Source organism: Stenotrophomonas sp. ASS1 (assembly GCF_004346925.1).
Classification (GTDB): Bacteria; Pseudomonadota; Gammaproteobacteria; order Xanthomonadales; family Xanthomonadaceae; genus Stenotrophomonas; species Stenotrophomonas maltophilia_A.
This window is the reverse complement of the sequence record NZ_CP031167.1, coordinates 3,784,812-3,808,581: the sequence shown is the minus strand read 5'-3', so window position 1 is coordinate 3,808,581 and position 23,770 is coordinate 3,784,812. Positions and strand designations below refer to the sequence as shown.

21 protein-coding genes and 2 pseudogenes are annotated in these 23,770 nt (G+C 63.3%); 10 read left to right on the top strand and 13 right to left on the bottom strand.

What is annotated here, in order from left to right; all coding sequences use genetic code 11:
* Positions 1-44: 44 nt before the first annotated feature.
* From MG068_RS17615 to MG068_RS17590, 6 genes and pseudogenes are all read right to left on the bottom strand, one after another.
* Complete coding sequence (locus MG068_RS17615) at positions 45-641, bottom strand: GrpB family protein (protein ID WP_240792088.1); 597 nt, start codon at positions 639-641, stop codon at positions 45-47.
* Positions 642-672: 31 nt separating this feature from the next.
* Positions 673-903 (bottom strand): annotated as a pseudogene (locus tag MG068_RS17610) (NnrS family protein); the annotation flags it as partial.
* Between the two features lie 626 nt (positions 904-1,529).
* Positions 1,530-1,655 (bottom strand): annotated as a pseudogene (locus MG068_RS17605) (IS5/IS1182 family transposase); the annotation flags it as partial.
* A 271-nt stretch (positions 1,656-1,926) separates the two neighbouring features.
* Complete coding sequence (locus MG068_RS17600; RefSeq protein ID WP_132810778.1) at positions 1,927-3,207, bottom strand: HlyD family secretion protein; 1,281 nt, start codon at positions 3,205-3,207, stop codon at positions 1,927-1,929.
* Positions 3,204-5,312 (bottom strand): peptidase domain-containing ABC transporter, encoded by a 2,109-nt coding sequence (locus tag MG068_RS17595; RefSeq protein WP_132810777.1) that lies wholly within the window; start codon positions 5,310-5,312, stop codon positions 3,204-3,206. Before MG068_RS17595 ends, MG068_RS17600 begins: the two co-directional genes overlap by 4 nt.
* A gap of 203 nt (positions 5,313-5,515) precedes the next feature.
* Positions 5,516-6,205, bottom strand: coding sequence for an ATP-dependent Clp protease proteolytic subunit (locus MG068_RS17590; RefSeq protein WP_132810776.1), 690 nt, complete (start codon positions 6,203-6,205; stop codon positions 5,516-5,518).
* Between MG068_RS17590 and MG068_RS17585 the strand changes: the two genes are divergently transcribed.
* On the top strand, positions 6,198-6,488 hold the full coding sequence (locus MG068_RS17585; protein WP_132810775.1) for a hypothetical protein: 291 nt from the start codon (positions 6,198-6,200) through the stop codon (positions 6,486-6,488). The genes MG068_RS17590 and MG068_RS17585 overlap by 8 nt on opposite strands.
* A gap of 907 nt (positions 6,489-7,395) precedes the next feature.
* Here the strand turns inward: MG068_RS17585 and MG068_RS17580 are convergent.
* The gene (locus tag MG068_RS17580; protein WP_240792087.1) at positions 7,396-8,439 is read right to left on the bottom strand and encodes an NnrS family protein; all 1,044 of its coding nucleotides are present in this window, start codon (positions 8,437-8,439) and stop codon (positions 7,396-7,398) included.
* A gap of 164 nt (positions 8,440-8,603) precedes the next feature.
* On the bottom strand, positions 8,604-9,662 hold the full coding sequence (locus tag MG068_RS17575) for an NAD(P)-dependent alcohol dehydrogenase (RefSeq protein ID WP_032129891.1): 1,059 nt from the start codon (positions 9,660-9,662) through the stop codon (positions 8,604-8,606).
* A gap of 107 nt (positions 9,663-9,769) precedes the next feature.
* Here MG068_RS17575 and MG068_RS17570 point away from each other — a divergent pair, with 107 nt between their 5' ends.
* Both MG068_RS17570 and MG068_RS17565 read left to right on the top strand, forming a co-directional pair.
* The gene (locus tag MG068_RS17570) at positions 9,770-10,654 is read left to right on the top strand and encodes a LysR family transcriptional regulator (protein ID WP_049400266.1); all 885 of its coding nucleotides are present in this window, start codon (positions 9,770-9,772) and stop codon (positions 10,652-10,654) included.
* Positions 10,655-10,783: 129 nt separating this feature from the next.
* Positions 10,784-11,446 (top strand): SMI1/KNR4 family protein, encoded by a 663-nt coding sequence (locus MG068_RS17565; RefSeq protein WP_236494380.1) that lies wholly within the window; start codon positions 10,784-10,786, stop codon positions 11,444-11,446.
* A gap of 51 nt (positions 11,447-11,497) precedes the next feature.
* Here the strand turns inward: MG068_RS17565 and MG068_RS17560 are convergent, their stop codons facing one another.
* Positions 11,498-12,160: a TetR/AcrR family transcriptional regulator gene (locus MG068_RS17560; protein WP_049421841.1), complete on the bottom strand. Its 663-nt coding sequence runs from the start codon at positions 12,158-12,160 to the stop codon at positions 11,498-11,500.
* A gap of 75 nt (positions 12,161-12,235) precedes the next feature.
* Here MG068_RS17560 and MG068_RS17555 point away from each other — a divergent pair, with 75 nt between their 5' ends.
* Entirely contained in the window at positions 12,236-12,931 is a 696-nt protein-coding gene (locus MG068_RS17555; protein WP_132810774.1) for a DAPG hydrolase family protein, read from the top strand.
* A gap of 12 nt (positions 12,932-12,943) precedes the next feature.
* Here MG068_RS17555 and MG068_RS17550 read toward each other — a convergent pair whose 3' ends face one another.
* Positions 12,944-13,360 (bottom strand): VOC family protein, encoded by a 417-nt coding sequence (locus MG068_RS17550; RefSeq protein WP_132810773.1) that lies wholly within the window; start codon positions 13,358-13,360, stop codon positions 12,944-12,946.
* A 59-nt stretch (positions 13,361-13,419) separates the two neighbouring features.
* Positions 13,420-14,523: an alkene reductase gene (locus MG068_RS17545; protein WP_132810772.1), complete on the bottom strand. Its 1,104-nt coding sequence runs from the start codon at positions 14,521-14,523 to the stop codon at positions 13,420-13,422.
* 129 nt (positions 14,524-14,652) lie between these two features.
* Between MG068_RS17545 and MG068_RS17540 the strand changes: the two genes are divergently transcribed.
* Positions 14,653-15,558: a LysR family transcriptional regulator gene (locus tag MG068_RS17540; RefSeq protein ID WP_049461842.1), complete on the top strand. Its 906-nt coding sequence runs from the start codon at positions 14,653-14,655 to the stop codon at positions 15,556-15,558.
* A 47-nt stretch (positions 15,559-15,605) separates the two neighbouring features.
* Here the strand turns inward: MG068_RS17540 and MG068_RS17535 are convergent, their stop codons facing one another.
* Positions 15,606-18,695, bottom strand: coding sequence for a TonB-dependent receptor domain-containing protein (locus MG068_RS17535; protein ID WP_121504397.1), 3,090 nt, complete (start codon positions 18,693-18,695; stop codon positions 15,606-15,608).
* Between the two features lie 212 nt (positions 18,696-18,907).
* On the opposite strand from MG068_RS17535, the gene frmR reads away from it, so the two are divergent.
* The 5 genes from frmR (at position 18,908) to MG068_RS17510 (ending at position 23,245) form a co-directional block, all read left to right on the top strand.
* A complete protein-coding gene (gene frmR, locus MG068_RS17530; protein WP_005411009.1) occupies positions 18,908-19,183 on the top strand; it encodes a formaldehyde-responsive transcriptional repressor FrmR in 276 nt (91 codons plus the stop codon).
* 58 nt (positions 19,184-19,241) lie between these two features.
* Complete coding sequence (locus tag MG068_RS17525; RefSeq protein ID WP_132810771.1) at positions 19,242-20,351, top strand: S-(hydroxymethyl)glutathione dehydrogenase/class III alcohol dehydrogenase; 1,110 nt, start codon at positions 19,242-19,244, stop codon at positions 20,349-20,351.
* An 8-nt stretch (positions 20,352-20,359) separates the two neighbouring features.
* The gene (locus MG068_RS17520) at positions 20,360-20,719 is read left to right on the top strand and encodes a YqcC family protein (RefSeq protein ID WP_012512081.1); all 360 of its coding nucleotides are present in this window, start codon (positions 20,360-20,362) and stop codon (positions 20,717-20,719) included.
* 63 nt (positions 20,720-20,782) lie between these two features.
* Complete coding sequence (gene fghA, locus MG068_RS17515; protein WP_132810770.1) at positions 20,783-21,613, top strand: S-formylglutathione hydrolase; 831 nt, start codon at positions 20,783-20,785, stop codon at positions 21,611-21,613.
* 186 nt (positions 21,614-21,799) lie between these two features.
* Complete coding sequence (locus MG068_RS17510; RefSeq protein ID WP_012512079.1) at positions 21,800-23,245, top strand: GGDEF domain-containing protein; 1,446 nt, start codon at positions 21,800-21,802, stop codon at positions 23,243-23,245.
* Between the two features lie 54 nt (positions 23,246-23,299).
* Here the strand turns inward: MG068_RS17510 and MG068_RS17505 are convergent, their stop codons facing one another.
* Complete coding sequence (locus tag MG068_RS17505) at positions 23,300-23,770, bottom strand: hypothetical protein (protein ID WP_049400257.1); 471 nt, start codon at positions 23,768-23,770, stop codon at positions 23,300-23,302.

Sequence of the window (23,770 nt, the reverse complement as noted above, 5' to 3'; positions counted from 1 at the left end):
ACTGTTCCGGCGGGTGCCAACCGGGGCCGGCACCTGCCGTTGCGTCACCACCCGCGCGCTGCGAACAGGCGCGCGTAGATGCCGCGAACCACATCCTGCTTGCTGCGGTTGTAGGCCTGCACGTTGGCATTGCCCTGCAGTGCTGCCTGCTTGGCCTGTGCATAGCGCCTGCGGTCATCTTCATGGCTGCGCAGCCAATCGCGGAACAAGCAGTGGCGGAGGTGCTCGGCGCAACCAGGTGCGAACACGTGCAGGTTCACGCGCGGCACGTGCAGTCGCAGCATGCGGTGCTGGTACCACGAGGGTTCGCGGATGGTAAGCACGTAGCCCAGTGCCTGCAGCGCTGGCAGCCAGGCCGCTTCGTCGGCGGGATCGGCAACCAGCAGGTCGATGTCCAGTACCGGTTTGACCGGCAGGCCCGGCACCGCGGTGGAGCCGACATGTTCAATGCCCAGCGCGGTGTTGCCGAGTGTCGCCTGCAGCTGCGTGCGCTGCTGCTCGAACTGGTCGGCCCACAGCGTGGACCAGGGCACCACCTGCAGCGCTTCCGGCTGCGGCGCGCCGAGAACCCAGGGATTCTCCTCAGGGTCGCCATCGGCGAAGGTGGTGATTGCGGTGGGATCGAACGGGATATCGGACATGCCCACCATGGTGCCATGCCCGGCGTCGATGTCAGCCCGGCTTGCCGTCGCGCCGTGGGCTCAGGTAGATCCAGCCCAGCCGCGCCACCCACGGTGCCAAGGCCAGCAACCAGCCGATGGCTGCGGCGAAATGCCACGCATAGGCGTCGGGCATCAGTTCGGCAGCGATGCGCATGATCGCCACCGCCTGCAGCGCGACGAACGCAAACCAGGCCACTGCCGGCATCACCAGCGGTCGGCCGGAATGGCCCTGGGTGACACGGGGTGCCTGATTGGGCTCGTTGGGACGCACTTCTTGCCGCTTAAGGAAGCTAACCCGGAACTGGGCGGCGCCGTGGCGCAACACAGTGAGGTCATCCAGTACGCCTGGGTCAGCCTTTCTGCCCAAGCGGATCAAATCCTGCCGGTTGCAGCTAAAGCGTTCGCCATAAGCAGAAAAAGTGAGCTGCTCTAAAAATCGATAAGCTTCGTGAACATGGTTTGGATCAGTAGGGCTGATCAAAAGGTGGGCGTTGACGTAGCCTGACTTGGCGTGCGCTTCCAGCCGAACTTCAACGTTCGGAAAGACGAGGGGATATTGGCGAGCGTTCCCTACGCCTTTGCGGCAATGACAGACTCGTAGGTGTCCAGCAAGTAGTAATTTGTAATGCCCAGGGCGTCAATAGCGGAGGGGGGGGCTCCAATGCATCCAAGTAGCCATCCCACGATCCTGAACCGAACTGATCGTTGAGGAGCCCGGCATGTGGACATGCGGTCCCACCTACGCCACTCCGAACCTCGTTCCATCCCTCTTCCCCTGCTTGGCCAGTCCGGGCCCCTGAGGGGATCTCGCCGTCGCTCGGTGCCCAAGGCACCAGGTGGCCGACCCACGCGGCCCGAGCGCGGTTAGTGCGGCTCGATCTGTGCCAGCTGCGCTTCCCACGGCACCTCCCGCTTCATCTCGGCAAGGAATAGCTCGCGCCGGGGTTGCTTGCGCTTGCCCAGTCCCTCGGCATCACCAAAGGTCAACTGTATGGACGGCTCCTCAGCGTGTGCCATCATTGTCTCGAGAGCTGCAGGCCAACGGCAGACGGCCTGCACTACCGCAGTAGTTGTTCAGAGCATCCTTAGATTGGAGATTGAATTCGCCGATGATACTTGGCGAATCTAGTTACGGATGTGAGATGCGGTCAAGCTGGGATTTCCCTTGGAAATGCATCTTCATAACACCACAATAAAGCTACGAATGCATGCGGGTTTAGTCAAAGGTGATGCTGCCCATCATTGCATGAGTGGACCGCAGTAATCAGTTGCCCTCGACGGATCTTTGCGAAGAAACACCTGCCACACTGATGCTCCCAGTTAGTGAATAGAGTGGCTCCAAAAGCCATTCGTACAATTTTCGCCTCTCACCGAGAATGTCGGCTTCAAGTTTCATGCCTGGCCTGAGGGGCTCGGATCTGCCATATGCTAGAACGGCTTGCTGGTCCAGTGCTACGAGAACGCGATAAACAGAGTCAGTGGAATCCGTGCTGGTACTTCCTGAAATCAAAGCACTGCGAGATACACGGAGTATCGTTCCCTCGTGTGTACCGAACTTCTGGTATGGATATGCCTGGTAGCGGAGTAGTACGCGGTCGCCAGCCTTAATGAAGCCTATGGCTGAGCTAGGTGCCAAAAGTTGCGCCCTCAGGAGCGACCCGTCCGGAACAATGCTGAGGACGGCCTGGCCAGCCTCGACGGCCTGACCAGGCTCCACCATCCGGTTTGCAATGACTCCCGACACCGGCGCACGCAGCATTATTGCGCCATCTGTCTCCATTCTGATTCGCTCCTGCTCGAGCGCCGCAGTATCACGGGCAAATGCAGCGATACCTGCTTCGCGCTGTCGAGGGATCTCGGCTATGCGCTGATCAAGCTCAGCCAAGCTACGGCGTAGCGTTGTGGCCTGTCGCTGAAGCAATTGTCTGGCATTCACCATCTCCAACAATGATTGCTCCTGCTGATTTACTTGTACAAGACTCACATAGCGTTGATCGGCGACCCGTTGGTAGCGCTGCAAGGTTTCACGCCCCAGGCGGACCTGATCGCCCCGCGTCCTTATCTCCAGCTCGATCTGGGAAATTTCTTGAAGCAAAGTATTTCTCTGCTCGGTGATTCCCACTAACTGCGTCGCCATCTGACGGTTTTGGGAGTCAATCAATCGGGCGGAGCTGGCTATTCGACTCTGCTGAGCATTCAGTAGCGCCTGCGAGGCATCATCCCCGCTCCCGGTTATGCGAGGGACATTAACTAGGACTAGACCATCGCCCCTGTTTGCGTGATCGCCTTCCTCCGTCGCCAGACTGGCTATGACCCCGGCTGACGGAGCCATTACCGTGGACAATCCCAGATCGGGAACGAGCTCTCCAGACACGCGGGATCGACGGGTGTACTCACCCATCACCAGATAGCAAACAAGTGCGGAGGCTGATAGTAGACAGAATGCAGCGAGCAGCCATGCGCGGACCGGCTGCACCAATGAGATGCTACCCAGTTGGTTGCCGCGCTTGGCATCAACGGCTTCCTGGCGGAAGAGTAGTGTCATGAAAGAACTTCTTGGGCGAATGCGCTATGCTGCTGTGTCGCGAGCTCGTTGATAACCTTGCCGTCGCGAAGCAGAATTACTCGGTCCGCGCTGGCGATGGTTTCCGGGCGGTGAGCGATAATGACTCTTGTTAAGTCCATGGAGTTGATGGCCTCGCTGACCGCTCGCTCATTTTCGACGTCAAGATGGCTTGTTGCTTCGTCCAAAAATAGAATTCCAGGCTTCCGATACAAAGCGCGTGCAAGTACGATCCGTTGTTTTTGCCCGCCAGAAAGTGAGGTCCCCATGTCTCCTATGAGGCTTTCATACGCCATGGGCATCGCCATGATGTCGTCATGAACTGCGGCCAGTTTTGCAGCCTCCTGGATCCATGAATCGTCAGCAATCTCGTCTTCAAATGAGATGTTCTCTCGAATGGTTCCGGCAAATAGCTGATCATCCTGCATTACAGCGCCCACCAGTCTCTTGTAATCGTCCGATGCTAGGTTCCGCAGCGGCACGCCGCCAACTACGACCTCACCCTCGTTTGGTTGAAGAAGACCGAGCAGGATTTTCAGAAGGGTTGTCTTTCCACACCCGGAGCCTCCCACGATAGCAACTGACTCACCTTCACCAATGGAGAAGCTGCAGTTTCGTATCACCCATTGCTCGGATTCCGAGTAGCGGAAACCGAGGTCTTTGACATCGATTCTAAGAGGAGCCGATGGATCCAGCCGTCGGCCCCTGCTGGTAGGTTCCGGCTCCGTTTCAGCTAAAACAATTTCCGATAGGCGCTCGCCGTGAAGCCTAAGCATGCGGAACTCGATCCATTTGTCTACGAGTGATCCGACTCTTTGGGAAAATTGTTCCTTATATGCAAGATAAGCGATCAGCATCCCAACCGAAAAGACACTTTGCATTGCCAAAGTGGCACCTATCCAGATTACGACAATGCGCTCAATTCCAAAGATCAGTTGGCCGGAACCATTGAACGTCAGTGCAAAGGTGGAGAGCTTGACGTCTTGATTGACGGTGTCGTTGATCAGGTTGAGGTAGCGTGATCTTCTAGTTGACTCCCGTCCTGCAACCTTAATTGACTGGATGCCCCTAATGGATTCAAGCAGGTGAGATTGCTGGCGCGCGGAGGCAATAAGCTGCTGCTCGGTCCCCAGCTTCAAGGCGTTGAAAGAAAGCATGCGGGCGACGGCATACACACTGATTGAGGCTAGTGAAATCATAGCGAGCTTCCAGCTGTACAGGATCATCATCATTACGGTCGCGATCGCCATCATCCCATCGATGATCGCTTCAACGAAGCTGGTTGTAATGATCCTCTGGATTGCCTGGACGCTGCCCATCCGCGAAACTATATCGCCAAGATGTCGCTTCTCGAAAAAATCCAGACGTAGTTTGATCAAGTGGCTAAATACGTTTGCCGACCATTGTGAGCCCAGACGGCTGGACAAATAGATGACCGACCTGCCGCGGATCTGACCGATACCAACTTGAATGAGAAGCGCCAAGCCGAAGCCAGCGGCCAGCACAGAGAGAAGGTTGTGATCGGATGCAACGAGTGCCTGGTCGACCACCCATTGCATAAAAAATGGAGCCGAAAGCACGAAGATCTGCAGAGAAAGAGAGAGGACGATCAGCAGGGCCAACGATCTGCCAAGGCCTCTAATTCTTCCGGTAAGCCAAGGTAACGGCGTTGGTTCCGGGCGACGGATTCGGCGGAAATCGCCCCCAGGCTGTAGCTCAAGGGAAACCCCGGTGAAGTGCTTCGAGAACTCGCTCATTGCGAGCTTGCGCGTTCCCAATGCCGGATCCACGACGGTGACCGTGTTCCGCTCAACTTTGCGTACCACCACGAAGTGATTGAGATCCCAGTGAGCTATGCAGGGAAGTTTCAGTTGATCCAGCTCGTCAAGCTCCAACCGGAGCGCACGCGACTGTAGGCCAAGCTTGCCTGCGACAGCGATTAACTGAGGGAGAGAGGTGCCTTTAAGTGAAAATGAGTGCCGGCGACGAATCTCGCGCAGGCCGATGGCATTACCATGATGCGAGGCGATCATCGCCAAGCAAGCGATTCCGCACTCAGCCGCTTCAGATTGGAGAACGACATCCATGTAGCTTGATCCAGGTTTCGATGAAACGGGTGAATCGATTCGTGCAGAATGCACTGTTTGAGGTGGCCTGTGGTGATATGCCGAACGGCTCTCTGGTACCGCGAGTGCCAGTAGAACTCGGCTCCAATGCGGACACGTCTTGGCGTCAATATTTGGCTTTATCTGAGGCGATCAGAGATGGAATCAATTCAAGAAAATTGTATTCACTCTTCAAGAGCCAGTCCCGTAACGCCAAAGGACTCAAGTTCGGCCTTGCTCCAAGACCACATGACAATCTCTCCGGCGTCAATTCGCGCCTGCACTTTGGCCGGTGGTTCCGTGAGCATCCGCAAGTCGAGGTTGCGCTCCTGATAAAACTCAGTCATTTCCAGATTTTGGCGATTCAGGCTGGAGACTGCGGAGGCGGAAAGGTTCATTCTCTTGATCTGCTGCTCGGAAACAGGGCCGCCATGGAAAAGCAGATGGCTTTGCCTCAACAGGAGCTTCTGTCTCCCTGCCATGAATACGAACTGCGCGCAGGAGGAAGCACACATCCCGCCAACAGCCACGCTGGCATGGAGTTCTTCAATTTTCTTCGCAATCCGTATGGCTGGACGAAGCTCGCCACCTTGGCTTTCAATTAAAACAAGATCGATGGAGAGTCCAATGCTCTCGGCATTCTTCACTCGCGTCATAAACTGGTCTGCTAGGTCGTAGTCGATATATCCCTTTACGCATAGAGCGTTACTCCCTTGGACATAGACCACCCCCTTTTTCAAGACTTGGCATGAGTTCCAAGCTGATGACGCTGACGATATATTGATTTCGGAAACTGGTTCAGCTGTAGCCTGCTTAGGGCAGGTCGACAGGATGATTCCAGACAGAACCAGAGGGCAGAAATAGCGGTTGATCACCACTTTCACTCCTGTTCGCTTCGTTCAGGGGACCTCACAGGAGGTCCCCTGGTTCCATCAATTACATGTGGCGGTGGTGGTGCCGCCCGAGGTCGTGGTTGACATCGTCGTGCCCTCCGGGCAGGAGCAGACGACAGCGACCTGCTGGCTGGAGACGCCGTTGGAGCCGGTAATGTTGGCGGTAACTACCACGCAATTTGGTGCCTGTGCAGCGCCGCTGATGAATTCCATTTCACTTGATTTGATCGTGCGCATGTCGATTCCGTTTGTTTGTGTTTGTTGATAGATATGTATGCCCGCAAGAAAAGGCACCTTATTGGCAGGCTCTTCCCCGCGTAGATGAAAGCCCCAGTGACAACTAGGAATGGCTACGACTATCAGGAATGCAGGTCACAGTAACTCCACCGCCTGAGTCGCCTGTCGGCCCAAACACAACCACCATCGGAGTGGTTCCCGCGGGACAGGTGAGAGTGGTGGTGTTCCCTGAAGTAGAGGTCGATGGCGCTTGTTGACCACCAGCAACGTGCTTCAGCATTGCTGTTCCGAGTTCGAACATTTAAAACTCCTTCTTTAATTTGGCGCAGTCCTAGCGCCGAGGCTCGGGCTGGAACCCGAAAAGCAATTTGTAAACGAGGGTTCGCGCCGGCAGGCAACGCGTCCCCGGTACACGGAATTGGTGATAATAGGCCGCGCAGCGGGCTTGGTCGCTAGTGGCTGTGCGTGGCTGAGGAGTCCGCGGATGACTGCGTCCGAGTGACCAGTGATTCTTCCTTGAGTCCGCGATTTTCTAAATTTACGCATGTCAATTAGCTTTAGTCACATTCCTTATGCCTGTTCTGCACACTACTTTCACTTTTTGCAATTTGCAACAGCTGTTTGTTACCAGGATCTACCGACTCAGGGATGCTCTGAACAACTACGCGGTAGTGCTGGCCGTCTGCCGCTGGCCGGCAGCTTGAGAGACAATGCGAACGTTACTCTGGCGATCGCGGCCACTGCTGCTCCTGAGTCGCTAGGACTAACTGGATGCTTCGTCCGCATTCCAGGGCCGTCCTCCTCCTCCGTCCCTTCAAGAGGTCTGCTCGTTTGCTAAGAATCGGCGAGTTTGGACCGGCATCAGGACGCTGCTCTCTGCCATTGGTCGATGGCTAGGGCCAGTGAGCGGTGACGCCCGCCCTATCCGTGGGCTCTTACAACCAAAGGTTTTCAGCCCTTGCGCAACCATAGGTTGAGTAAAAGTGCAGCACTATAGCTGCCCGTTTAATCGCCACCAGCAGGCTGCCGAACAGGCCCACGGCGAGGGCATGCAGCGGCGCGCGGCCGAGCAGTTGCGGATGGCCCAGCATCTGGCCGATGTCCTGCAGCAGATACAACGCGAAGCTGATCGGCAGCCACGCCAGTGCCAGGAACAGGGCGGCAAGCAGGCCCGGCATCGGCCCGCGTGGCCACCAGTGCCATAGCGCCTGCAGCGACAACATCAGCAGCGGCCCATCGGCCAGCCACAGCAGGTGGTCGATCTGCAACGCGCTCAACAGCAGGCGCAGCATCAGCAGCGCCCACATCGCAGCCAACCAGCGCAGCGGGCGCCACGCCACATAGCCATCCACCACGTTGTTGGCGAAGAACGGGATCATCCGGTGCGCGACGGTGAGGTAGACCGGCAGCAGCAGGCCGAAGGTGCCGAGTGCCACCGTGACCGGCATCAGCGTGGCGTGGCCGCGCCCCACCGCCATGAACAGCAGCAGCCCCAGCCAGCCCAGCAGCAGTGCGGCATAGCAGGAGCGTGCATGCCAGTTGCGGTTGGGACCGGCGGCCTTGAGCACGCGTCCCAGCACGATCAGTCCGGCGCTCCAGCCGGCCAGTGCCAGCAGCAGGCCGGGCCACAGCCCGGGTGTCCACCCGCAGGCGGCGGCAATCAGCAGCGCCTGCTCGCCAAACAGCCCGATGCCGACCGGCGCGTAACGGCTGCGTGGCAGCTCCGGCTGTGCCATCCAGCGCGGAAACACGGTAAGCAGGAAGCCGAAGATGAAACTGGGCAGCACCATGTACTGCATCAGCAGCGCGTGCAGCCAGGCTGGTGGCAGCGATGGTGGCTGTGGCGTCCACAACCCGCGCAATGCGCCCAGCCACAACGCCCACCACAGCATTGCCAGCAGCAGGTTGCTGGCGCCGATGAAGAACAGCAGCCGGTGCGGCGCGCGCATCAGCATCGCAGGGGAGGGCAGGCGGGCCATGCAGCGAGTCTGCGCCCGGCTGGTGGCCGGGTCCTTGATCTTCGTCATGCCCAAGGAGGGAGGCAACCGCTTCGCTCGCCGGGCCATGCCCGGCGGACGGGCCGTGCAACGCAAACAAGAAACCCCGGCAGTGCCGGGGTTCTTCGTTCACAGTCGCCGATCGATCAGGCGGCGTTCTTCATCGTCGCCATGTCGATCACGAAGCGGTAGCGCACATCGTTCTTCGCCATGCGCTCCCAGGCTTCGTTGACGTTCTTGATGTCGATCATCTCGACATCGCTGACGATGCCGTGCTCGGCGCAGAAATCCATCATTTCCTGGGTTTCGGCCATGCCGCCGATCGCAGAGCCGGTCAGGTGCTTGCGGCCGAAGATCACGCTGCCGCCGGTCAGCGGCGGATCCAGTTCGGTCAGCACGCCGACCAGGCACATGGTGGCCTCGCGCTTGAGCAGGCCCATGTACGGGTTGGTGTCATGGCCAACCGGAATAGTGTTGAGCAGGAAGTCGAAGCTGCCGGCGTGCGCCTTCATCTGCGCGGCATCGCGCGAGACCAGCACTTCATCGGCGCCCAGGCGCTTGGCATCGGCACCCTTTTCCGGCGTGGTGGTGATCATCACCACGTGCGCGCCGAGGGCCTTGGCGAACTTCACGCCCATGTGGCCGAGGCCACCGAGGCCGATCACGCCGACCTTCTGGCCCGGGCCGACCTTCCAGTGGCGCAGCGGCGACCAGGTGGTGATGCCGGCGCACAGCAGCGGGGCGGCGGCCTTCAGGTCCAGCGTTTCGGACACCTTCACCACGAATCGCTGTTCGACCACCACGTGGTCGGAATAGCCGCCGTAGGTCGGCGCGCCGCTTTCGCGTTCACGGCCGTTGTAGGTCCAGGTCGCGCCTTCGGCGCAGTACTGCTCCAGGTCGTGCTCGCAGGCGTCGCAGTGGCGGCATGAGTCGACCATGCAGCCCACGCCGGCGTGGTCGCCCACCTTGAAGCGGGTGACGTTGCTGCCGACCTCGGTGACGCGGCCAATGATCTCGTGGCCCGGCACCATCGGGTAGATCGAGCCACCCCAGTCGTCGCGGGCCTGGTGCAGGTCGGAGTGGCAGATGCCGCTGTAGAGGATCTCGATACGTACATCGTCCGGGCCGACCGCGCGGCGTTCGAACTCGTAGGGGATCAGCGGGTCGGTATGTGAATGGGCGGCGTAACCACGGGCGAGGGACATGGGGAATCCTTGGCAGGGTTTGTCGAAAGGCGCTTTACAATACGCCCCGTACCCAGCGGCAGAAAGCCCGGATATCGGCATGATTCATCAAGTGAAACTGCACAATCATGGCCACTGACAATCTCTCCCACCTAGCCGCGTTCGCCGCAGTCGCCCGCCATCGCAGCTTCCGCCGTGCCGGCGCCGAGCTGGCGCTGTCGACCTCGGCGGTGAGTTATGCGATCCGCGCGCTGGAAGAACGGTTGGGCGTGGGCCTGTTCCATCGCACCACCCGCAGCGTGGCCCTGACCGAGGCCGGGCAGCGTCTCCTGGAGCGCCTGCAGCCGGCCTTGGGGCAGGTGCACGATGCGTTGGAGGAGATGAACCAGTTCCGCGCCGCACCGGCTGGCCTGCTGCGCATCAACGCCACCCGTGCTGCGGTGGCGACACAGCTGGGACCACGGCTGGCGCGCTTCCTGCACGCCCATCCCGACGTGCGGGTGGAGCTGACCGAGAACGACGGCCTGGTCGACATCGTCGCCGAGGGCTACGACGCCGGCGTGCGCCTGCACGAGTTCGTACCCGAGGACATGGTGGCAGTGCCGATGGGGCCACCACTGCGCGGGCTGATTGTCGGATCGCCGGACTACCTGCGGCGGCATCCCGCGCCACAGCATCCGCGCGATCTCGCTGCACACGAATGCATCCGCTTCCGCTTCGCCAGCGGGCATCTGTACAAGTGGCAGTTCGAGCGCGGTGGGCAGGCGCTGGAGATCGACGTGCCCGGACGGCTGACGCTGGGCGAGCAGGGCACCGTGGTCGGCGCGGTACTCGATGGCATCGGCCTGGCCTACGTGCTGGAAGACACCGCGCGGCCCTACATCGAATCGGGGCAGATGGTGGCGGTGCTGGAAGACTGGAGCGAACCGTTCGCCGGCTTCGCGCTGTACTACCCGAAGCAGCGGCAGATGCCCGGTGCGCTGCGTGCGTTCGTGGATATGCTGCGCGAGTGAATCGCGGTGGATGGCGCAGTGCCGTCCAATGACCGGCTCCAACGAGAGCTTTCCGGGTAGATCCACGCCATGCGTGGATGGCGTTCACCCGCTAGAGTGAGTCTTCTCAACAAAAGGACGCCATTGAGCATGCTCGCCGATCTCGAACAGGCTTCCGGCCAGACCTTCCCGCCGTTGTTCCGCCAGCTGGTGGAAGGCAACCGTTTCAGCTGGGGCGAGCAGGGCCCGAACTGGTACCGCACGGTGTTCCCGCAGGTGCAGCCGCAGCCGCCGGTACTGCTGTATGCCAACGACTATGAACCGATCGAGCCGAGCGAACTGCGCGCAGCGTGGGAAGATCTGACTGCCGAAGATCATTACAACCCGCTGCGCGATGATCTGAAACTGCTGCCGTTCGCGCGCACCGGCGCGGGTGATCACTACTGTTTCTGGACCAATGCACCGGGTTCCAGCGAGTCGCCGGTGCTGCTGGTCTGGCATGACGATGATCGCGCCGATCTGCTGGCCGCGAACTTCCAGGACTTCCTGTTCCGCAAGATGGCCGAAGCGGTGGTGGAGCTGGAGGAAGAGGATTCGCTGCTTTCGGAGGGCGATATCGGAACCAATCTGCAGGCTTGGCTCGGTACCCATCGTGGCTGGCTGCGAGGGGACCAGGTAGCGGCGCTGGAGGCGTTGTATGCACGCGTGGATGACATCACTGCGGGTGAGATCAGTGACGAGGACGTGCAGCCGCTGCTGCAGCTGATCGCGTTCGACGGTATCGACAGCGAAATGCCCTACGTGCAGGCGTGACCTGATCCGAAGCGCTGCCGGTAGAACCTCGCCATGCGTGGATGCGGCCGGCTACGGCACCTGCAGTACGGGTGCCAACAATTCCAGGCAATCACGCAGATGCACCTCTACCGGCGCATCCTCGGCCACCACACCGATCACGCGTTCGCGCAGCGGCTCGGCCACGGCCATCGCCAGGATCAGCCGCGCCATGCACGCGGCATCTCCCTCGCGCAGCAGCCCGCGCTGCTGCTGACGCGCCAGCCAGTCGGCCAGCAGCGCACGGCCGCGTTCGATGCCATTGTCCAGATAGGCCTGCAGCAGCGCGTCCTTACCAGGAAAGTCGGTGGCCAGCAGGCGGAATACCTGCACTGCCTGCGCCGACAGTGCCTGCGCGCACACCGCGTGCAGGATGGCCTGCAGCAACGGCATCACCTCGTCGGCGTCGTGCGCATCGCGCTGCAACTGCGGCGCGAAGCCGTCGGTCCACTCGCGCACGGCCAACCCGACCAGTTCTTCGCGGTTGCTGGCGTGGCGGTACACGGTCTTCTTCGCTACCCCGGCGTGCGCCGCCACCGCTTCGATGGTAGTGGCCTCGTAACCCTGTGCCAGCAGCAGCTCCAGCGTGGCCTGCAGCACGGCGTGGCGGACTTCGGCTTCCGGCCGCGCAGGGCGGCCGCGGCGGCGGATTGGTGAGGGTGGCTCGGGCAGGGTGGTGCTGTTCATTGCGCCCATCTTACCGCATTCGGATAATTGCGAAACGAAGAACGTTTCCGTATTGTCAGGTCTCCCGACATGCAGGAGACCCCGATGGATACCGCTGTGAACGCCCGCGCCTGGCTGGACCACCACGATCTGCTCGACCCCGCACCGATGCGCTTGGAAACCGGCATCCAGCGCCGCGAAGATGGCACCCTGCTGGTGGCGGTGCGTACCGATCTGCACGGTTGCAAGGGCCGCATGCTGGACTGGTGGTTTACGTTCTTTGAGACCACACAGCACATCCGCTGGTGGCATCCGGTCGATCATGTCGAGCATCGCGGCTGGGACGCGGCCTGGCAGCGCGGACGCAGCTACCACGGTGCCAGCATCCACGCGGTGGAATCGCTGGCCGACATCCCGCCGGTGGCGGCGCGTTTGAAGTTCCATGACCCGCGCACGTTGCTGGTGCCCGAGCGCCTGCAGGTGGCACAGGATGCAGGCGATGTGTCGGCGGTGATCGCCGCGCGCATCGGCTTCGGAGATCACGTACGCCTGGATGCAAACGGTGATCCCTGCGACGGGCAGATGCTGCATGTCGCGCGCGATACGCCGTTTGGCTGCGTGCTGCGCAGCCGCTTCGTGCTCGGCCTGAACAGCACCGATCCGCACTGCGATGCCGGCGATGCGGTCGGCCTGGGCCTGCTCAAGCACTGCTACACGGAGTTCAGTTTCCTCTCGCGCCTGCTGCCGTCGCTGTACTACGGTGAGCGCGCCAACGGTGAAGCAGTGCCGTTGCCGTGGTGAACGGCGCACCGGTCATTCGACCAGCGCGTTGTAGCCTTCGCCGCTGAACTGGATCAGGCAGAAGCCATGCCCGAACGGATCGGCCAGCACGGCGATGCGGCCCCAGCGGCGCTCGCGCACAGGCTGCTCAAGCGTCGCCCCGGCCGCAACCGCACGGACCAGTGCGGCTTCGATGTCATCCACCACCCAGTCCAGGTGCAGCGGCGTCCAATGGCGCTCGTAGTCGCGCACGTCGCCGTCTTCGGTGGCGGCGCTGCCGGCCTCGTTCTGCAGCAGGTACAGCGGCGTTGGCCCACCGAGCAGCTCCACGGCGCCTGGGCCTAGACGGCGCCCGATGCGCAGGCCGAAGACTCGGATGTAGAAGTCCTCGGCAGCGGCAAGATCGGGGACATCGAGGTTGACGATGAACGATGCGGTGGGCGTATCCATGGCCAGATCCGGTGGATGCGGGTGGGCAGTGTACGCCCGCATCCACGCATCGCGTGGCTCTACTGCGCGCGCGGGTAATCGAGGTAGCCGGCCTCGCCGCCACCGTAATAGGTATTGCGGTCGGGCGTGGCCAGCGCGACGTTGTGCTGCAGGCGTTCGACCAGATCCGGGTTGGCGATGAACGGCTGGCCGAATGCGGCCAGGTCGATGGTGCCGGCCTCGACCAGCTGCAGGGCGCGTTCGCGGGTCATGCCACCGGCCAGGATCAACGTGCCACCGTAGACCTGCTTGAACTGCTGCAGGAACGCCTCGCCCAGCACCGACTGCCCCGCCTGCAGGTTGTCGTTGAGATGCACATAGGCCAGCCCGCGCTTGCCCAGTTCCTCGGCCAGGTACAGATAGGTGGCCTCGTTGTCGGGGTAGTACGGCATGTCGAAGGTGAGGTTGTTCGGTGCCAGGCGCACGCCGATGCGGTGGGCGCCGATGCGCTGGGCCATCGCATCCACCGTCTCCAGGATCAACCGCGCACGGTTCGGCAATGAGCCGCCGTAGCGGTCCTCGCGTTCGTTGATGAGCGGGTTGAGGAACTGCTCGAACAGGTAGCCGTTGGCGGCATGCAGTTCGATGCCGTCGAAGCCGGCGGCAATGGCGTTGTCCGCCCCGCGTACGAAGTCGTCGATGATGCCGGGGATCTCCGCAGTCTCCAGTGCACGTGCCGGGGTGGGATCGGCATGGCCGCGGCTGCCGTCGTCCAGATAGACGAACGAGGTGTTCTTCGGTGCGCTGGCCACCGGGCGGGTACCGGCGCTGACCGGTTGTCCGCCCTCAGGCTGCAGCGAGGAATGCGACATGCGGCCGACGTGCCAGAGCTGGGCGAAGATCGTGCCCTGCGCGGCATGCACCGCCTCGGTGACGAGCTTCCACCCGGCCACCTGCTCGGCCGACCAGATACCCGGCACGTCGATGTAGCCCTGGCCCTGCGGCGAGACCGGCGTGCCTTCGCTGATGATCAGGCCGGCGCTGGCACGCTGCCGGTAGTACTGCGCGGTGAGCTCATTGGCGACCGAGCCGGGGTTGCGGGCACGGGTCATCGGGGCCATCGCGATGCGGTTGCGCAGGGCGATGCCTGTCAGGTCGAACGGGCGAAAGAGGGCGGTGGTCATGTTGGTCATCTCGGTGCGGGGAAGAGCGCCAGCGGCGCGATGCACACAGGATGGAGTTGACATGCGGGCGCATAAAGCGCTTCGATCTCCCTTGGTGGGGGACTATTTGTCCCCAATGGGGTGCGAACGATGCTGCCGCTGGAATCCTTGAATGGCCTGGTCACGTTCGTCACGACCGCACGCTCGGGCAGCTTCACCGAGGCGGCAGACGCGCTGGGCATCTCGCGCTCGGCGGTGGGCAAGGCCATCGCCCGTCTGGAAGCGCGGCTGGGGGTGCGCCTGTTCCATCGCACTACGCGGCGCATCGCACTGACCACTGATGGCGAGGCGTACTACGCCTCCTGTGCGGCGGCGCTGGAAGAAATCTCCGCGGCCGAGGCCTGTCTGGGTTCGGCGGGCCTGCCCAGCGGGCGGCTGCGCATCGACATGCCGTCCTCGTTCGGGCGGCTGGTGGTGCTGCCGGTGCTGCTGCGGTTGTGCCGGCAGTATCCGGACCTGCAGTTGACGATGACCTTCACCGATCACTTCGTCGATCCGGTCGAAGAGGGCATCGATCTGCTGATCCGTTTCGGTGGGCTGCACCAGGCCGAGCACCTGGTCGCGCGCCGGCTGGGGCGCCAGCGCCTGGTCACCTGCGCATCGCCGGCGTACCTGCAGGCGCATGGCGTGCCGCGCACGGTGCAGGAACTGGCGCAGCACCGCAGCATCGTCGGCTTCCGCCACGGGCAACCGATCTGGTGGCGGATCGGCAGCGAGGAGGACGAGGGAACGTTCATTCCCAGTGCGCCCTATCAACTCAATGATGGCGACGCGGTGATCGAAGCGGCCATCGCCGGCCTCGGCATCTGCCAGATGCCCATTTCACTGGTGCGCCGCCATCTGGATTCCGGCGTGCTGCAATCGGTGCTGGACGAACACATGCAGCGGCACATCGACATCCATGCGCTGTGGCCACCGACGCGCCACCTGCGGCCGAAGGTGCGCTACGTGGTGGATGAGCTGACCCGGTTGGCGGAACAAGGTCTGTTTGATTGAGCGGGGCCCGTACACCGGGCCCCGCCTGTGGAAACGCTGCGCCAGGCCTACTTGAAGTTGTAGCGCAGGCTGGCCATGTAGCGACGGCCCAGTGCATCCAGTACATACGGGAACGGCCCGATGTCATCGCCCACGTTGATCACCGACAACGTCACGCGCGCGGCGTCGGTGATGCGGTAGGTGACGTTGGCGTCCCAGGTGGTCCAGCTGTCGCGGTAGAAGTACTGACGGCTTTCCGGGGTATCGGTCATCGTGTACTGGGCGCGGCTGGTGTAGTTGGAGGCCACGCCGTAGTTCCAGTTGCCGATGCGATGCTGGGCCGTCCAACGGAACTGGCGCTTGGGCTCGTTGAAGCTGCCCGCCTGTTCGACGAACGGCACGTCCCGGTTCGCGGCCTGGCCACGGTTCTTCGGCATGTAGCCGTAGAAGTCCAGGTCCAGTACGCCGAAGCGCGACAGGTCCCAACGGTAGCCGACTTCGGCGGTCCAGCCACGGAACATCAGCACCGGGCCGTTGCCATACTCGGTCTTGATGCTGGTAGCCACGCCGGTGTTCGGATCACGCGTCACCAGGCTGCAGAAGCGGTTGGCGTTGGGGACGTTGGCGGCGTTGAAGTCGGCAGTGTCGAAGCAACCGGTGATGATGTCGTTGGCGCTCAGCGACGTGATCACGTTGTTGATCTTGATGTCATACCAGTCGGCGGCGACGCGCAGGCCCGGGATCCATTCCGGCGCGAACACGATGCCGGCCGTCCACGACTTCGCCGTTTCGTTCTGCAGGCGGGTGCTGCCGTTGGTCGAACCCAGCGTATTGGTCGGCTGCTGGCGGAAGGTGTTCGGATCGGCACCCGGGTAGGCGGCGAAGAACGCCTCGCAGTTGCGGCGACGCACCGCCGGATTTGAGCCGCCGCTGATGTTGTCCAGCGAGCACACTTCCGGGATGTTGTAGTAGGCCGGCTGCTGGGTGGTGTAGAGCTCGGCGATGGAGGGCGCGCGCAGTGACTGGGTCTTGTTGCCGCGCAGCTGCAGGCCGGCGATCGGTTCGTACTGGATGCCGTAGGTGAACGCATTGAACGCGCCGGCGACGGAGTTGTCGACGCGGCGGAACTTGGCGGTCAGATCCAGGCGATGCAGGCCCGGGATATCCCAGTCGGGATTGAACAGCGGTGCCAGCACTTCGGCGAACACTTCGTTGGTGTGGTACTTGCCCTCGGCCGCCTGGGTCGGCACCGAACGGCCCTGGCCTAGGCGCTGGTACTCGCTGGGGGTGAAGGAGCCTTCTTCGCGGCGGTGTTCGAAGCCGGCCGCTGCGGACAGCTCGCCGCCGGGAAGATCGAACAGGCCGCCGGATACCGACGCATTGATGACGGTCTGGCGGGTCTGCGCCTTGGCCACGGTCCGGGTGGAGACATAGTCCAGGGCTTCGCGCGACGCCTGGTTCTCGCCGAACAGATTCAGCGGGCGGCAGTTCGCATCGGCCGTGGTGCCCGGGCGGGTGGCATCACAGATGATGCGCCCGCTGGCGTCGGTGGTGACGTTGATCGCATTGATGAAGTTCTGCTGGATCAGGCCGGTGCCGAGGTAGTCGAAGTCACCGCGGCCGTGGGTGACGCTGGCTTCCCAGTTGAAGCTGCGTTTTCCGACCTCGAAGAAGCCGTTCAGGCCGAGCACCGCACGGGTCAGGCGGGTCTCGGTGCTGGCGTTGTTCATCGACAGGTCGCGCGAAGATCGCGACAGGCGGAACGAGGTGATGCCGTTGTCGGCGAGGATCTTGCGGGTTTCCGCACTGAGGAACGGATTGCTGGCGCTGAAGGTCAGTGCACCGCTGGCGGTACCGCCGCCATCCAGGCGCGCATTGCCGAAGGACACCGCGTTGTAGACGTTCTGGTCGAGGGTTTCGCGGGCGGTCGCTTCGTATCGCGAAAGTTCGAAGAAGCCGCGCACGTTGTCGGTGAAGTCGAAGCTGCCGGTGGAGAATACCGAGCGTCGTTCGAGGTCGGCGATCAGCGGCACCGTCTCGAACAGGTTCAGGCCGTCACCGCCGGAGGCGTTGCCGCCCGCGTAGCTGGTGCCGGGATTGAACTCGACCAGCTTGCCCTCGTTGTTGAACTGCCACAGTTTGTCTTTGTTCGGGCCGAAGCCAAGGATGTCGCCCAGGCCGTTGCGCGTGTAGCTGCCGGTGGCCGGCATCACCAGGCCACCGAAGGTCATGCTGGCAATGCGCCGGTTGCGGATCCAGACCTGGTCGGGGATACCATCGCGGGGCCCGGTGTTGAACGGAATGCTGCCGTCGATGCGGCCATCATTGGTCGGCCGGCGCAGGGGCTGGGCAGTGGCATTGGCCGCCGTGGGATTGGCCTGCAGGCTGTAGCCCTGGCGGTAGAAATCGCGTTGCAGCGCGTTCACCCCATCGGCATTGTCCAGTTCCGCCGCCACCACGATGTGGCCACGGCCATCAGCGAAGTCGGTACCGAAGATGGCCGACCAGGAGTAGCGCTCGTTGTCGTTCTTGCTGGTCCTGCCGTAGCCCAGTTCGACTTCGGCACCCTCGAACCGGTCGCGCAGGATGATGTTGTTGACGCCGGAGATCGCATCCGAGCCATAGGTGGGGGCACCGCCAACGCTCAGGCTTTCAATGCGTTGCACCATGACGCTGGGAATTGCGTTCATGTCGACCTGGATGCCCGAGCCGCCGCCGGCTCCGAAGATGGTGGGCGGCGTAGAGGTGACGAAGCGGCGTCCATTGACCAGGGTCAGCAGGCGATTGCTGCCCAGCCCGAACTTGCTGGCGAAGTTTACGCCTGCACCGAAGCCGGCCTGGTCGCCGCGCGAACTGACGCCGGCACTGACCCCGGGAATCCGGGTCAGGGCATCGATGAGGTTGGTGTCGCCATAGTTCTCGATCGATTCACGGCTGACCACCGCGGCGGGCTCGAGCGTGTCGAAACCGGCGCGGTAGATGCGCGAGCCGGTGACGGTCATCCGGTCCAGCTGCACGGGGGTCTTGCTGCTGGCGGGCTCGGCCTTCTGTTCCTGCGTGGCGGCCTGCTGCGCCATGGCCGGTGCGGCGGCCACCAGCACCAATGCCGAACCCAGCGCGACAGACAAGCGACTGCGGGCGAACAACGGTCGGTACATGATTTCTCCCTGGTCACGCCAATGTGACTCGGGGGTAAACGCGGGCGGAAGGCAGGCACCCTACGTCATGAAAAAGTAACAAATGAATCCATTTATTGTTCATTCATATTCTGGGCTGATCTGTCCCTGGGGCATGCCTCGGCAGCACCAGATGGCTTCATTCGCCCCTGTGTGTATACTATCCCCCAGTATAGTTCCGAGGTGGCCCCGCCATGCCGCACTCCCCCGAAGAGAAGAAGAAGGTCCTGGCCCGTGTGCGCCGCATCCGCGGCCAGTGCGATGCGCTGGACCGCGCCCTGGAAGCCGGTGCCGACTGCGGGCCGGTGCTGCAGCAGATCGCCGCCATCCGTGGCGCGGTCAATGGCCTGATGTCCGAGGTGATGGAGGCCCATCTGCGCGAGGAGTTCGGCCAACCCGCGGCCTCCGACGAACAACGCGCCGAACGCGTGCGCGACATGAGCGCGTTGATCCGCTCGTACCTGAAATAAACGACGGCGCAACATTGCGCCGCCCATCCTGTTACCGCCTGTCTTTGGAGAAGCCACCATGAAGTCCCGTGCCGCCGTCGCCTTTGGGCCCGGCCAGCCGCTGCAGATCGTCGAGATCGACGTCGCCCCGCCGAAGGCCGGCGAAGTGCTGGTCAAGATCACCCATACCGGTGTCTGCCACACCGATGCGTTCACCCTGTCCGGCGACGATCCGGAAGGCCTGTTCCCGGTGGTGCTGGGCCATGAAGGCGCCGGCATCGTGGTGGAGGTGGGCGAGGGCGTGACCAGCGTCAAGCCGGGCGACCACGTGATTCCGCTGTACACCGCCGAGTGCGGCGAGTGCCTGTTCTGCAAGAGCGGCAAGACCAACCTGTGCGTGTCGGTGCGTGCCACCCAGGGCAAGGGCGTGATGCCCGACGGCACCAGCCGCTTCAGCTACAACGGTGAGCCGCTGTACCACTACATGGGCTGCTCGACCTTCAGCGAGTACACCGTGGTGGCCGAAGTCTCGCTGGCGAAGATCAATCCGGAAGCCAACCCGGAGCACGTCTGCCTGCTCGGTTGCGGCGTCACCACCGGCATCGGCGCGGTGCACAACACCGCCAAGGTGCAGGAAGGCGACAGCGTGGCGGTGTTCGGCTTGGGTGGCATCGGCCTGGCGGTGATCCAGGGTGCGCGCCAGGCCAAGGCCGGCCGCATCATCGCGGTGGACACCAACCCGTCCAAGTTCGAACTGGCGCGCGAATTCGGCGCCACCGACTGCATCAACCCGAAGGACTACGACAAGCCGATCCAGCAGGTCATCGTCGAGATGACCACCTGGGGCGTGGACCACAGCTTCGAGTGCATCGGCAACGTCAACGTGATGCGCGCGGCGCTGGAATGCGCGCACCGTGGCTGGGGCCAGAGCGTGGTGATCGGCGTGGCCGGTTCGGGCCAGGAGATCTCCACCCGTCCGTTCCAGCTGGTGACCGGGCGCAAGTGGATGGGCACTGCCTTCGGCGGCGTGAAGGGCCGCAGCCAGTTGCCGGGCATGGTGGAGGACGCGATGAAGGGCGATATCGAACTGGCACCGTTCGTCACCCACACCATGGACCTGGACAAGATCAACGAAGCCTTCGACCTGATGCACGAAGGCAAGTCGATCCGTTCGGTGGTCCACTACTGAGCCGCGTCATGGGCTGGCTTGATGCCCTGCGCCGGCCGCGTGCGGAAGACCCGCGCGCGGCTCTGGTGGTTCCGATCGAGCAGGCGTTGCGTGCGCTTGGCTGGGTAGTGGGGGAGGTGGGGCCACCGCGTGCGGTGACCTCGGCCTTCGGCAGCGACGATGGCATGCCGTTCGAGCAGTGGCTTGCGCAGGTATTCCTGCCGCGCCTTCATGAGGCGCGCGCGGCCGGTCAGTGGCCGCCGCGCAGCGATGTGGCCGTGGCGGCCTGGCGCAATCTTGATGGCCAGCCTGGCGTCGAATCGTTGCTGCGCCTGCTGGCGCAGCTGGATGAACGGATCAACAAAGGCATCCACGCCGCGCGTGGATAAGCCGACCAAGGTCGGCATCTACCAGAAGCACGCGTGCGCTGACGCGCCGCGCAGGAGAGCACCATGGAACGTATTGAACACCGCGCCTGTTTCGGCGGCTGGCAGGACGTCTACCGGCATCATTCCACCACGCTGGGCTGCGACATGCAGTTCGCCGTGTACCTGCCGCCGCAGGCGGAAACGCAGAAACTGCCGGTGCTGTACTGGCTGAGCGGGCTGACCTGCACCGAGCAGAACGTCATCACCAAGGCGGGCGCGCAGCGCTACGCGGCCGAGCATGGCGTGATCATCGTCGCGCCCGATACCAGCCCACGCGGCGATGACGTGGCCGATGCCGAGAGCTATGACCTGGGCAAGGGGGCGGGGTTCTACCTCAATGCCACCCGTGCACCGTGGGCGAAGCACTACCGCATGCACGACTACGTGGCGCAGGAACTGCCGGCACTGATCGAGGCGAATTTCCCGGTCACCGATGCGCGCGGCATCAGCGGCCACTCGATGGGCGGTCACGGTGCGCTGGTGATCGCGCTGCGCAACCCGGGGCGCTACCGCAGCGTGTCGGCGTTCTCGCCGATCGTTGCGCCCAGCCACGTGCCGTGGGGGCAGAAGGCCTTCCACGCCTACCTGGGCGACAACCCGGCGGACTGGGCGCAGTGGGATGCCAGCGAACTGGTCGCCGTGGCCACTGAGCGCCTGCCGTTGCTGGTCGACCAGGGCGAGGCGGACGAATTCCTGCAGACCCAGCTGCAACCGCAGCGCCTGCAGCAGGCCTGTGATGCCGCCGGCCATCCGCTGACCCTGCGCCTGCAGCCGGGCTACGACCACAGCTACTACTTCATCGCCAGTTTCATCGGCGAGCACATCGCCCACCACGCCCGCGCCCTGCACGGCTGACGGCTTTCCGGTAGTGCCGGCCGCTGGCCGGCAACCTGCAGCCCTGTGATTCCCCGGGATTGCCGGCCAGCGGCCGGCACTCCCATGGCGGGGCACGCGAAGTGTCGTATTGCCGTATTGGATCACGTGGCCGTGGCGCGGGCGGGGCTATCGTGCGCCCATACGGCCTTGCGGATCGGGGGATGCATGCCGGTAGTGCTGGCGCTGCTGTATGTGCTGTGCCACGGCCTGGTCGTGGCCCTGTGGCCGGGTCCCGCCGGTGCGGGTTCCTTCGGGTTCCTCACGGGTGCCCCGTTGCTGGCGGCAGCCGCCTGCCTGTGGCGGGCGCGCCGCGACCGTGCCGCGCTCGGCTGGCGCGCCACCGCCCTGGCGCTGCTGCTCTGGGCGGGTGGCATGGCCGTCAACATGATCGATGCGCTCGGTGCCGGCCGTGCCGATGTCACGCCGCAGGCCAGCCTGTTCCTGTATGTGCTGTACGGCGTGCCGCTGGTGTTCATCCTGGCCCGTGCACGCCGCGAGCGGCTGAGCATCAGCCTGATCGACGCGGCGATGGCCGCGTTGCTGGGCGTGCTGTTCTTCGTGCATGCGCAGTCGTTCGCCGCGCGCGTCGACATCGACGACCACGCGTTGTCCAACATGCAGCGCATGTTCGATATCCAGAATCTGTGCATTGCCGGGTTCGCGGTGGTGCGCTGGCTGGTGGGCGACGTTCCGGAGCGGCGCAACTTCTTCCGCGCGCTGGCGATCTACGCGGTGGGCTACCTGATGGTGGCGTACTACATCAACCACTACACCTCGGAACAGTCCTTCGGTGCCTACAACGATCTGCTGATCGACCTGCCGTTCCTGCTGCTGGCGTTGCTGGCGATGAGCCAGGCGCCCGCGCCGACGTTCGTGATGCACCCGAGGCTGGGCAGAACGGTGCAGGCGGCGGGGCCGATGATCCTGCCATTGCTGCTGCTGGTGGTCGGTACCCTGGTGGTTGATCATGCGCGGCCGCTGGCGGTCACTGGCTTCGTGGTGGCAACGCTGGGCTTCGGCGTGCGCAGCATCCTGTTGCAGGTGGACCTGATGGAACGGCAGGCATCGCTGGACCAGCTCGCTCGGCAGGATGGCCTGACCGGTGTGGCCAACCGGCGCGAGTTCGATGCACTGCTGCTGGCGGAATGGAACCGTGCGCGGCGCAGCGGCAGCGAGCTGGGGCTGCTGTTGCTGGACATCGACCATTTCAAGGTCTTCAACGACCGCCACGGACATCCGGCCGGGGACCGCTGCCTGCAGGCCGTGGCCACGGTCCTGAAGATCAGTGCAGGCCGTGCCGGTGACAGTGTTGCCCGTTACGGCGGCGAGGAATTTGCGGTGATCGTGCCCGGAAGCCCGCTGTCGGGCGTGCTGGCGCTGGCCGAGCGCCTGCGTGAGGCGGTGGCGGCGCTGCCACTGCCGGAAGGGTCGGTCAGTATCAGCATCGGCGTGGGCTACCTGCACCCGCCGGCTCTGGCCAGCGCCGATCAGTTGCTGGCGGATGCCGATGCCGGCCTGTACGCCGCCAAGCGTGCCGGTCGCAACCAGGTGATCCTGCATGCGCACGTGCTCGACGACGAAGGCAGTGCGCATGGCAGGATGGATTGCTGAGCGCGCCGGGTGCCCGGTCCCCGTGCGTGATTGCGCACGGGCGGTGCGGCCGGGTCAGCGCTGCCGCAACCAGCCGGTGGGATCGAGCAGCCTCAGCCCGACCGGTGACAACGAGCGCTGGCGCAACGGCAGGTTTGCCGCCTGCACGGCCATCGCACAGCGCGCCAGCTGCTGGCGCAACGGTGCCAGCGTGTCATCTTCGCGCGGGCGTGCATGCCGCCACTGGGCGATGCGCAGCAGGCAGACCAGCAGGTCCAGTTCGCTGGCCGCGATGAACGGTGAGCCGGCGGGCAGCAGGTCGATCGGGGCGGTGGGCGTGGCCAGCAGCGGCAGCAGGCCGACGAACGCGTCGCAGCCTTCGGGATCAATACCGAGGCTGCTCAGCTGGGCGAGTCCATCGGCCTGTTGATCAGGATCGTGCAGCTGGCGTATCGCCGCCAGCAGTGCCTGTTCGCCGCGGCCGAACTGGCGGCCGAAGGCGCGGTAGTTGACGCGGGTGGGAAACAACGGGGAACGGGAGGCCAT

Excerpts from the sequence above, each read along its gene's own strand:
- MG068_RS17560 (WP_049421841.1), bottom strand. The coding sequence starts at position 12,160 with ATGGGCGCAATGAACAGCACCACCCTGCCCGAGCCACCCTCACCAATC.
- MG068_RS17600 (WP_132810778.1), bottom strand. The coding sequence starts at position 3,207 with ATGACACTACTCTTCCGCCAGGAAGCCGTTGATGCCAAGCGCGGCAAC.
- MG068_RS17540 (WP_049461842.1), top strand. The coding sequence starts at position 14,653 with ATGCTGCCGCTGGAATCCTTGAATGGCCTGGTCACGTTCGTCACGACC.
- MG068_RS17575 (WP_032129891.1), bottom strand. The coding sequence starts at position 9,662 with ATGTCCCTCGCCCGTGGTTACGCCGCCCATTCACATACCGACCCGCTG.
- MG068_RS17595 (WP_132810777.1), bottom strand. The coding sequence starts at position 5,312 with ATGGATGTCGTTCTCCAATCTGAAGCGGCTGAGTGCGGAATCGCTTGC.
- MG068_RS17615 (WP_240792088.1), bottom strand. The coding sequence starts at position 641 with ATGTCCGATATCCCGTTCGATCCCACCGCAATCACCACCTTCGCCGAT.
- MG068_RS17520 (WP_012512081.1), top strand. The coding sequence starts at position 20,360 with ATGGGCTGGCTTGATGCCCTGCGCCGGCCGCGTGCGGAAGACCCGCGC.
- MG068_RS17535 (WP_121504397.1), bottom strand. The coding sequence starts at position 18,695 with ATGTACCGACCGTTGTTCGCCCGCAGTCGCTTGTCTGTCGCGCTGGGT.
- MG068_RS17550 (WP_132810773.1), bottom strand. The coding sequence starts at position 13,360 with ATGGATACGCCCACCGCATCGTTCATCGTCAACCTCGATGTCCCCGAT.
- MG068_RS17570 (WP_049400266.1), top strand. The coding sequence starts at position 9,770 with ATGGCCACTGACAATCTCTCCCACCTAGCCGCGTTCGCCGCAGTCGCC.
- MG068_RS17580 (WP_240792087.1), bottom strand. The coding sequence starts at position 8,439 with ATGGCCCGCCTGCCCTCCCCTGCGATGCTGATGCGCGCGCCGCACCGG.
- frmR (WP_005411009.1), top strand. The coding sequence starts at position 18,908 with ATGCCGCACTCCCCCGAAGAGAAGAAGAAGGTCCTGGCCCGTGTGCGC.
- MG068_RS17565 (WP_236494380.1), top strand. The coding sequence starts at position 10,784 with ATGCTCGCCGATCTCGAACAGGCTTCCGGCCAGACCTTCCCGCCGTTG.
- MG068_RS17555 (WP_132810774.1), top strand. The coding sequence starts at position 12,236 with ATGGATACCGCTGTGAACGCCCGCGCCTGGCTGGACCACCACGATCTG.
- fghA (WP_132810770.1), top strand. The coding sequence starts at position 20,783 with ATGGAACGTATTGAACACCGCGCCTGTTTCGGCGGCTGGCAGGACGTC.
- MG068_RS17525 (WP_132810771.1), top strand. The coding sequence starts at position 19,242 with ATGAAGTCCCGTGCCGCCGTCGCCTTTGGGCCCGGCCAGCCGCTGCAG.
- MG068_RS17505 (WP_049400257.1), bottom strand. The coding sequence starts at position 23,770 with ATGGCCTCCCGTTCCCCGTTGTTTCCCACCCGCGTCAACTACCGCGCC.
- MG068_RS17545 (WP_132810772.1), bottom strand. The coding sequence starts at position 14,523 with ATGACCACCGCCCTCTTTCGCCCGTTCGACCTGACAGGCATCGCCCTG.
- MG068_RS17510 (WP_012512079.1), top strand. The coding sequence starts at position 21,800 with ATGCCGGTAGTGCTGGCGCTGCTGTATGTGCTGTGCCACGGCCTGGTC.